The organism is Fodinicurvata sediminis DSM 21159 (assembly GCF_000420625.1).
GTDB lineage: Bacteria > Pseudomonadota > Alphaproteobacteria > Kiloniellales > DSM-21159 > Fodinicurvata > Fodinicurvata sediminis.
Window position 1 is genome coordinate 1 of record NZ_ATVH01000008.1, and the last position, 9,206, is coordinate 9,206.

Genomic DNA, 9,206 nt, shown 5'->3' on the forward strand with positions numbered 1-9,206 from the left:
GTCAGCAAGGATCTGGACCTCTGGGCCTACATGAAGGGCGTTGAACTGGACTATTCGCGCCCTGGCAAGCCAACGGACAATGCCTTCTCGGAGTCCTTCAACGGCCGGGTACGTGAAGAATGTCTGAACGTCTATTGGTTTTTGAGCCTGGCTGATGCACAGTCAAAATGTGAAGCGTGGCGGACGGATTATAATGAAGTTCGCCCACATAGTTCCATTGGCGACAAAGCCCCGATGGAACTGGCAATTGCCTCAGGGCAGGCATGCCTGCCCTGAGGCCGAACAGCCGGAATTTTCTCGCTCTGGCTGGTCCAAACTTGGGGGCAAGGTCAAGCTTGGGTCCGATTCCAGCACCACTTGGAGGATTTTCAAGGGGTCAGGTCAATGGTGATGAAGGATGATGAAAATCGAATCGATAAGCCATTAAAGTTGCAAATGGGTGAAAATTTAGAGATTACGTCATTCTAAAAAATAATTTAATATTTCTTTTGAAACCCGCTCTGGAATTTCTGTTAGAACGCCATTCTTCATTTCACGAAATATAACTAGATGACTGTTTGGGATTGTCTCGGAAATGCAGCGAGCAACCTCTGCATCACAGCCGGAAGCGTATTCGCCGGTCATAACGAGAGTCGGCATGGAAAGATCTGGTAGCCTTGCATCTATGTCGGTGTGAGTATAGAGAGCGTAGGCGTTAATGAAGACCTGCTCGCTAATACTAGTCAATTGCTCAAGTCGTGCCTCTAGGGCCCCAGGGTGTGTAGTTACAAAAGAATCTGTGTACCAGCGTCTTACTAACCCTGACATTGTTTCTTTCACCCCTTGCTCCTTAAGTTGAGCAAGCAGAGATTCACCAGCTGATCTTGCACTATCGTTTCGCGCTGCCGGTGCTGCAATCATGCACAGCTTTTCGATTCGTTCTGGAAAACGATATGCGTATTCGGCTGCGACAAGCGCTCCTAAAGAATGGCCGACAAGATAAAAGCGGTCTAACTCAAGGTGAGACCGAAGTTCTTCCAGGTCATTTATAAGAAGATCTAATGTAAATGCCTCATAATACTTGTGCGAGGCTCCATGTCCTCTAAGGTCATAGGAGATGCATTGGAAACTGCTTTCCAAGGGTTGGATCGTTGCATTCCATATTTTGTGCGTAGAACCGTTGCCATGCACAAAAAGAATAGTCGGCCCTTCCCCCTGTGTATAGTATGCAAGCGTTGCCGTGCGACCTTGGTATCTCATTTAGCTGTCCTTGGCAGCCTTCGTTTTTCGGCTCACCAACTGTCCGGCACTTCCCCAATTCTCAGGTGAGTAGTTGTTAATCACGACTTGGACAGATTCCTTTGTGCCGCCGCAGCTATGTACAAAAGACTCTGTTAGTTCATGGACTAGTTTAGCTTTTTGTTCTTCATTTCGGCCTTCAAACATTTCAACACGAATAATGGGCATTCTATTGGCTCCTAACTGTGGGTGAATTCTATTAATAGTATTTATTTGTCGTTTTTAGAGGCTTGGCCTGTGGTCGACTGCACAACGCAGACTACGTTGGAACCTGTCCGTTTTTGCTACAATGGGTAGAATTTTGCTGCGGAGGCCAAGCAATTTCTGAGGCCAGCGTGTTCCGAAATAACCGTAGAGGTAAGACATTCTTTGGGTTTTATCGATGTACGGACGTTCCATTTTTTCCCAGTGGGCTAAAGCAGCTGGAATATCTTCTTGTGCTGAAACGGCCCTTGCGAGGACAGTACCATTTGTGATGGCAACACAAGCACCTTGTCCAAGATTTGGCGACATGCCATGAGCAGCGTCGCCCACTATGCAGACATTGCCACGTGACCAAGCAGAACAGAATACATTGAAGAATGGGCGCCAATATTCTTCTGGATGCTTGGGGAGACGTTGCAGGTACTTCTTATAGATCGGATGACTTTCTGCCCAGGCCTCCAAGTTGAATGGCTGCTGCAGACGACCTGCCGTGTCATGCTCTGGGCAACACAAGAATACGTAATGATGGTCCTTGCTCGCTGCAGCCATGCCAATGCGGCGACCACCATTCCACATTTCAATCCGTTGATTATTCAGACCATCATCTTCCTGTCGAGGAATCAGGTGGCGTCCACAACCGTCCTTCAGGTCGACAATGCGTTCCGTTAGACGTATTGAATCGCGCACTCGGGAAAAGACCCCATCGGCTCCGACTACCAGATCCACTTTGGGACCGTACCCATCAGAAAACTCTAAACGCCCCTCAGGATCAGCTCCCAGAACACGGGAGTTTGTGACAATCTCCACACCTTCACTGATGGCCTGTTCTGCCAATATACGGTGTAGTTCGGTGCGCAGGATTACGATAAGTTCTGGATCCGGATCGTGATCTCTTCGGATCTTAACTTCCTGGGCTTTGTGATCCTGCAGTAGACGTGGTTTCTCAGAGCGTACTCCGGTAGCAGCCACCTTGTCATAGACACGTAGTTCCCTCAGTGCATCTAATGCATTTTGCCAGAGATAGATGCCGGCGCCGATTTCGCGAAGGTCTTTTCCCTTTTCATGGACTCTTACGTTCCAGCCTTGCTGGGCGAGTGCCGTTGCTGCTGCCAATCCGGCCAATCCCGCCCCAGCAATTTCGGCTTCCCGTGTCCTGCTCATATCCTAATTTCCTCTGTTTGGGTAGATACGCTGGCTTTTTTTACGAACGATGCACCAGCCAGGTGCTGGCTCAGCCGTTTCTTGTAACCAGTGACATGTTCCTCTGTGTGGCTGCGTCCAAAACGGAGAATCTGGTTATACGTGGCTGATAAAGTGACGGATCTCCGATGCGACCTGTTCTGGTGCTTCAGCCAGGATTGAATGCTTCAGACCTTTGAGGATGACGAGCTTAGAATCCTCTAATTGGCTGTGTATGAATTCGTTGAGGCGCGGGTTGCAACCGCCATCGAGTTCACCTGTCAGGACGAGTGAAGGCGCTGAAACTTCATGCAGCCACGGAGCCATTTCTGTTTCAGCATAGATATGAAAGACATTGAGGAAGACGTCGGGGTTGGTGCCCACAACTTGTTTCAGGCGTGCTTGAACAACGTCTGGGTTGGCGCGAGCGAAGTCATCTGTGTACCAACGGTCAACCAATGTCTCCAGGACATTGCCAATGCCTTCGCTTTCCATTCGGGCAACGACGCCCTGCACCTTTTCCTTGTCGTTTTCCGTGCGGCCGGCAGCCGTAGACAGTAGGGAGAGTGTTTCCACATGATCTGGGTATTCTCGGGCATAGGCGGGTCCGATCATTCCACCGAGAGAGTGGCCGGCGATATGCATCCGGTCGAGGCCCAGCTTCTTCCGCAAGGCTTCCAAATCCTCCACCAGTTCATCGAGACCGAATGATTCACCCGGCAAAGGTGCGTCTCCATGTCCACGTAGATCATAAGAGATGCAAAGGAAGTCTGATTTCAGGTTCTCGACAACGCCGTTCCATGCGGCGTGAGATGCTCCGATACCATGCACAAGAACTAAGGGATCCCCCTGGCCGTTTTCCCAATGGGGGCAATCGATTGAAGCAGCCATGTTTGAAATTTCCGATGGAATTCGAGTTAAGAGTAAAACCAAACGCGGGGTTTGCCCGCTGTTATTGACTATCTAAATTCGATATCCAAAAATCGGTCAAACGAATAATTTTGATTGTGATATCAATAAAAATAATAATAACCGCTCATCAATTTTATTAAACAAACCATAAAAAATATCGATTTGATTTGTTTCTGAGGGTTTGCTTGGCTTAATTTAATGGTACTGAAATAAGAGCAGGGGAACCTTTCGTTTTGCCCTAAAAAAGAGGGGCAGACGAATCAGTCGGAGGTGAAATCGGCGATGGAGGCCCGCTCCCTTATGGGGACCGGAGTGTCTATCGGTTTGTCTCAGACGCTCGTGTGAACGTTAACAGGGGCGCCACTTTATGGCAGTCAAGCTAGAAACGAGAGACCTTTACAAGGTCTATGGGGGGCAGCCGGAGACTGCACTCTCACTGGCCACGCAGGGGCATCATCCCTCTGAGATACTTGAAAAAACAGCGCAAATGCTTGCAGTTTCGAATGTCTCCTTCAAGGTGGATGAAGGTGAGATCTTCACGATTATGGGACTGTCTGGTTCTGGTAAGTCTACCCTGGTGCGTTGCCTGAATCGTTTGATTGAACCTACCTCCGGATCCATTTTGATCGATGGGGAGGAGATTTCTTCCAAGCATCGCTCTCAGCTGCGCGAATTACGGCGTAGAAAACTCACTATGGTTTTCCAGAATTTCGCGCTTCTTCCGCACAAGTCAGTTCTGGATAATGTCGAGTTTGGACTCATGCTGCGCGGCGAACCAAGAAAAGGGCGCCGCAAAAAGGCAGGAGAGGCACTGGAACAAGTCGGTCTTTCGGCATGGGCCCAGCGGTACCCCGACAATCTCAGTGGTGGCATGAAACAACGTGTTGGACTGGCGCGCGCCTTGGCCAGCGATGCGGATATCATGCTGATGGACGAACCTTTTAGTGCCCTTGATCCGCTGATCCGCGCAGATCTCCAGAATGAATTGCTGAGGATACAGCGCGAGATCAAGAAAACGATTGTGTTCATTACTCATGATTTCCAGGAGGCGGTAAAGCTCAGCGACCATGTCGCCATGATGCGCGACGGAGCCTTTGTCCAGATAGGCAGTCCGGAGGAGATCGTTCTCAATCCCATCGATGACTACGTGAGAAACTTTGCGAAGGATCTGGATCGTGCTCGCGTTATTACCGCCGGCACGATGTCCGGCTTCGGGCTCGATGCGATCGCAGCCAGTACGCCTGCCGCTTCGGTGCTGGAGATCATGACCCAGGCCAGCAGAAATTGCGTGGTTGTCATGAATGCTTATGGGAAATCTGAAGGATATGTATTCCGCAAGGATATTGAGTTGCAGGCTGAGCTATTTGGCAAAGTAGCGAAGGATTTCTGCAACGGAACCAAGGTGAGAGAGGTGGTTGCTTCAGATCCTCTCATAAACGTGTATCCTCTCTTTCAAGACGGTTTTCCATTGGCCGTTCTGGATGAATCAGGGCGCGTTACCGGTACGTTCGATGCAAACGATGTTTTGGTCCACTTGGCCGATCCGGATCAAGTCTCGAGAATACCTGGAACGGGAGAGGGCTCACAGGCCTCGATCTCGGTTTCGTCCATTCCAGACAGAGCAAACTGATAATGAAGGGCTGACCTGAGATGAGCCGACTGCCCGAAGAATATCAATTACCAGTTGATGATGTTCTAAATATATTCGTCAACTGGTTGGTCGTTGAATGGCGGCCAGTGTTTCAGGCCATACGTTGGCCAATTGCACATGTGCTCGATGGGGTTCAAGAATCCCTGCTTGCTCTACCTTTTTGGGCAATGGTGTTGGTTTTTCTGCTTGTCGGCTGGTGGTCTGCTGGAATTCGGGTTGGCCTCTTTTCGGCATTCGCATTTTTGGCCATCGCCTTCATGGGAGTCTGGGACGAGGCGATGACAACCCTCTCCATTCTGATGACCTCTCTGGTCTTCTGTGTGGTGGTAGGGATACCAATCGGCATATTGGCGGGAAGAAGCAACGTTCTTTGGGCTGTTTTGCGCCCAGTTCTTGACGTCATGCAGACGACACCATCTTTCGTGTATCTGGTTCCTGTTGTCATGCTGTTCGGCATCGGAACAGTGCCGGGGGTGATTGCAACGATCATTTTCTCGATTCCACCAATAATCCGCCTGACGAACCTTGGCATGCGACAGGTGCCAACCGAAACCAAGGAAGCAGGTGAAGCCTTCGGGGCAACTGAATGGCAAGCTTTAGCGCATATTCGTTTCCCTTTGGCGCTTCCTTCCATCATGGCTGGCCTCAATCAGACTTTGCTCATGTCCATGGTCATGAGTGTGATCATCTCAATGATCGGCGCGGAGGGGCTCGGGCTTATCGTCCTCCAGGGTATCGGCAAGCTGGATGTAGGTCTTGCTGGTATCGGTGGCATCGGCATCATTCTCCTCGCCATTACACTTGACCGTATTACCCAGGGATTGGGCGAGCACGCGAGGTATCTGCACGGTGAGTCCGGCACCGCGTCATTTCTGAAACGGATCAGAATGGTGATCCTTCCGGACAGGACAACAATCAATCCCTAGAAAAAAGCATTAGTGAAATAACAGGAGGCAAAATATGATACTCAAGCAATATACAACGAAGGCTGTAACGGCCTTAAGCGTCATTTTTCTTGCGGCATCTGGTGTGAATGCATTGGCGCAGGATCTACCCGGGGAAGGCAAGCAGGCGAAACCTGCACGACCTAACTGGGATTCCTTCTGGTTTGGTCAGGAGATTCTGGACCAAGGTATGGAGCGTCTGGGTTATGAAGTCGATACCCCTAAGACTTTGGGCGTACCGGCCATTTTTACCTCTATGGCACGCGGCGATCTCCACTACATGGCGGATACCATTTTGCCAAATCATGCATCTATATACGCAGAGACGGAAGGTGAGGTCAGGCGGATCGGGCCACTTATGGATCCAGGTACTATCCAGGGCTATGCTGTGGATCGCAAGACAGCCGAAGAGCATAACATCCGCTATCTTGAGGATCTCAAGGATCCTGAGATTGCAGCCCTCTTTGATCAAAATGGGGATGGGCGGGCTGATATGATCGGCCCGAATGCTGATTGGGAAGGATCTTCGGCAGTTGTGGATCACCATATAAATGAGTTGGGTTTGGAAGATTCAATCCGGGTCGTACAAGGGGAGTACACGGCATTATCGGCGGATGCCAGGGGCAGATATGCTGATGGTGAACCAATTTTCATTTACACATGGTATCCGAACCCGACGACGATGGAGTTGTTGCCTGGTGAAGATTTGGTGTGGCTTGAATTGCGCGAAGTCACATTGCCGGATAACCAGATGGAGGAGTACAAGCCTTTGCCCGATGTGGCTGGCTGTGCCTCCGATCCTTGCGAAATTGGTTGGCTGCCAACCACCTATTACATTGGTGTGAGTGAAGTATGGGCTCAGGATAATCCAGCAGCTGTATCCTTCTTTGAACAAGTCGAGATGCAACTGGAGGATAGGTTGTGGCAAAACCAGTTGATGAAGGAAGGGGAAGATCGGGACTCAGATATCGAAAGGCACGCGAGTGACTGGATTGAGAGACATCAGGAGCAATTCGATTCCTGGATCCAGTCAGCCATTGAAGCCGGAAAGGAATAACGGCACCCCAAAGCTCTAACGTTTGGTGCCATCTGTCCAAACCTGTCATGCAAATCCCAATCTGCATGCCATACGAAGGTTCATGCCAGATGGCACCATCTTGTTTCGGATAGTCGGACCGTTGTTCTGTGTCTTCTTTTGTTGAGTCCTGAGCAGCGCTGCAATGTGTGTGAAAGCGAGGGCTATCAGGGTGGCGGCAAGACAGGTGGTTTGATATTGATATTGTCAATAATAGCCTTCTGTCATCATGATTATCGAGTTCCTCAATGGCCACGTCCAAGAATATTAACTGGAATCTGCTGTATACGTTCGTGGTCGTAGCAGAAGCGCAAAGTATTTCCAGGGCTGCGCATATCCTGGGGCGTGGTCAGCCGGCGGTCAGCGCGGCTCTAAAGAGCCTGGAAGAACAGGTTGGGTTGCAACTGATAGAGCGTGGCCCCCGGTTGTTTAAGCTGACTGAAGCAGGTCGACTCCTGCATCGTGAGGCAAGCGAGATTTGCGGCGCTGTTGACCGAATACTGGTTCTGCTGAAGGATTCGGACTCCATCCTCACCGGAAGTGTGCGGCTCACAATTGCAAGCCATATGACAAGTCCTGTTTTGAATCGGGCTCTCCAAGCATTCCATACGCGTCATCAGCGTGCGGCGATTTCTTGCACCGTGATGAATACGCCCGAGATGCTCGAAGCTCTTTCAAACCGGCTTATTCATTTTGGGATTGGGCCCATCTTCAGGAAGCAGCCTGAGTTCAGTTACTTCCACCTTTTCAAGGAGCATTGTGGTTTCTACTGCGGTCCATCACATGAACTTTTTGGTAGAAGAGACCTGCAATTATCAGATCTGAAAGGATACAATGAAATCACCTATCAGTCGGCTATTCTGTCAGATGCTCTTAATTCAATTTCTGAGATGCAGTCGAAGATAGGGTTTCGCGAACCGCCTACTGGAGTTGCCAACAATCTTGAAGAGGTTCGCCGAATGATTCTGTCGGGTCTAGGGATTGGTGCGATACCTGTGCAAATTGCTGCGCGCGATGTCCGGGATGGTTTGCTATGGCGATTGCCACCTTATGACCAAGTGATGCCTATCGATGTCTATCTCATAATGAATGAGAAAGTAAGGCCAAGCCAAACTGAACAGGCGTTCCTGGATATCCTGAAAGAAGTTGTCGAAAGCACTCCAGTAGAGGAGCGGGTCTATGCAAGCGACACCTATACGGAATTGCTCCAATGATTTCTTAAGCCCAACTTAAACACCACGTTTTACATAAGCGAGCAAATACAACAGGTTGCGCAGCCGGTTCCGGCTGTTAGCACTACAGTTGGGGGGCAGATGGCTCAGGCGACGTCGCGCAGGTTGGGCGGCAGGGCGACGCCGACGGCCTTGAACAGGCTTCCGGCAACGCCGGTGGCGGGGGTGCGCACCCCCATCGTCTTGCCGTCCTTGGCGAACTCGATGTCCTGCAGGCGGTCGAGATCGCGCAGGACCTCGCCCCACTCCGGCTTGAGGCCGGCGGCCGCGCAGCGCGCCTGTAACTCCTTGCGCAGGACCAGGGCGAGGAAGGAACAGAAGACGTGGCCGCGGATGGCGGCGTCGGAGGAGTGGTAGATCGGCCGGGTGCGCATCAGCGCTGACGTGCCTCCCGAAAACTGGACCGTTTGGAGTGAGAGGATTCTCGGTTTAGGCTTTTTGGACTGAACCGGGGAGATTGTTGATGAAACGCTCGAAGTTCAGCGATCAGCAGATCGCTTTTATCCTGCGCCAGGCCGAGGAGGGCGTACCGGTGGACGAGGTTTGCCGCAAGGCAGGGATTTCGCAGCAGACCTATTACCGCTGGCGCCAGAAGTACGGCGGATTGATGCCTTCGGAGATGAAGCGCATGAAGCAGCTGGAGGAGGAGAACCAGCGCCTGAAGCGTCTTGTTGCGGATTTGAGCCTGGACCGGGAGATGCTGCAGGAGGTGGTGCGAAAAAAGCTTTGAA

General features: G+C 50.9%; 9 protein-coding genes and 2 pseudogenes. 6 read left to right on the forward strand and 5 right to left on the reverse strand.

Translation table 11 applies throughout. From position 1 onward, the window contains the following. Positions 1–276 (forward strand): integrase core domain-containing protein (locus tag G502_RS0101190; RefSeq protein WP_022726719.1); only part of this gene is annotated, 276 nt, incomplete at its 5' end. 183 nt (positions 277–459) lie between these two features. Here the strand turns inward: G502_RS0101190 and G502_RS21810 are convergent. The 4 genes from G502_RS21810 to G502_RS0101200 form a co-directional block, all read right to left on the reverse strand. Then, positions 460–1,239, reverse strand: a complete 780-nt coding sequence (locus G502_RS21810) for an alpha/beta fold hydrolase (protein WP_081649626.1) — start codon at positions 1,237–1,239, stop codon at positions 460–462. Further along, complete coding sequence (gene thmT, locus G502_RS21815) at positions 1,240–1,446, reverse strand: 2-hydroxymuconate tautomerase (RefSeq protein WP_081649627.1); 207 nt, start codon at positions 1,444–1,446, stop codon at positions 1,240–1,242. It abuts the gene before it with no gap. A 54-nt stretch (positions 1,447–1,500) separates the two neighbouring features. Beyond that, complete coding sequence (locus G502_RS21820; RefSeq protein ID WP_081649628.1) at positions 1,501–2,643, reverse strand: FAD-dependent oxidoreductase; 1,143 nt, start codon at positions 2,641–2,643, stop codon at positions 1,501–1,503. 135 nt (positions 2,644–2,778) lie between these two features. Further along, the gene (locus tag G502_RS0101200; protein ID WP_022726835.1) at positions 2,779–3,552 is read right to left on the reverse strand and encodes an alpha/beta fold hydrolase; all 774 of its coding nucleotides are present in this window, start codon (positions 3,550–3,552) and stop codon (positions 2,779–2,781) included. A 388-nt stretch (positions 3,553–3,940) separates the two neighbouring features. On the opposite strand from G502_RS0101200, the gene G502_RS18080 reads away from it, so the two are divergent. The 4 genes from G502_RS18080 (at position 3,941) to G502_RS0101220 (ending at position 8,457) form a co-directional block, all read left to right on the forward strand. Then, positions 3,941–5,203: a quaternary amine ABC transporter ATP-binding protein gene (locus G502_RS18080; RefSeq protein ID WP_022726836.1), complete on the forward strand. Its 1,263-nt coding sequence runs from the start codon at positions 3,941–3,943 to the stop codon at positions 5,201–5,203. A gap of 20 nt (positions 5,204–5,223) precedes the next feature. Next, the gene (locus G502_RS18085) at positions 5,224–6,150 is read left to right on the forward strand and encodes an ABC transporter permease (RefSeq protein WP_022726837.1); all 927 of its coding nucleotides are present in this window, start codon (positions 5,224–5,226) and stop codon (positions 6,148–6,150) included. 34 nt (positions 6,151–6,184) lie between these two features. Beyond that, positions 6,185–7,225 carry a glycine betaine/L-proline ABC transporter substrate-binding protein ProX gene (proX, locus tag G502_RS18090; protein ID WP_022726838.1) on the forward strand — a complete coding sequence of 347 codons (1,041 nt, stop codon included), beginning with the start codon at positions 6,185–6,187 and terminating at the stop codon, positions 7,223–7,225. Positions 7,226–7,491: 266 nt separating this feature from the next. Continuing rightward, positions 7,492–8,457, forward strand: a complete 966-nt coding sequence (locus G502_RS0101220) for a LysR family transcriptional regulator (protein ID WP_022726839.1) — start codon at positions 7,492–7,494, stop codon at positions 8,455–8,457. Positions 8,458–8,561: 104 nt separating this feature from the next. Here G502_RS0101220 and G502_RS0101225 read toward each other — a convergent pair. Beyond that, positions 8,562–8,858 (reverse strand): annotated as a pseudogene (locus G502_RS0101225) (IS1634 family transposase); the annotation flags it as partial. Between the two features lie 80 nt (positions 8,859–8,938). On the opposite strand from G502_RS0101225, the pseudogene G502_RS0101230 reads away from it, so the two are divergent. Next, a pseudogene (locus G502_RS0101230) lies at positions 8,939–9,199 on the forward strand (transposase); the annotation flags it as partial. Positions 9,200–9,206: the final 7 nt, after the last annotated feature.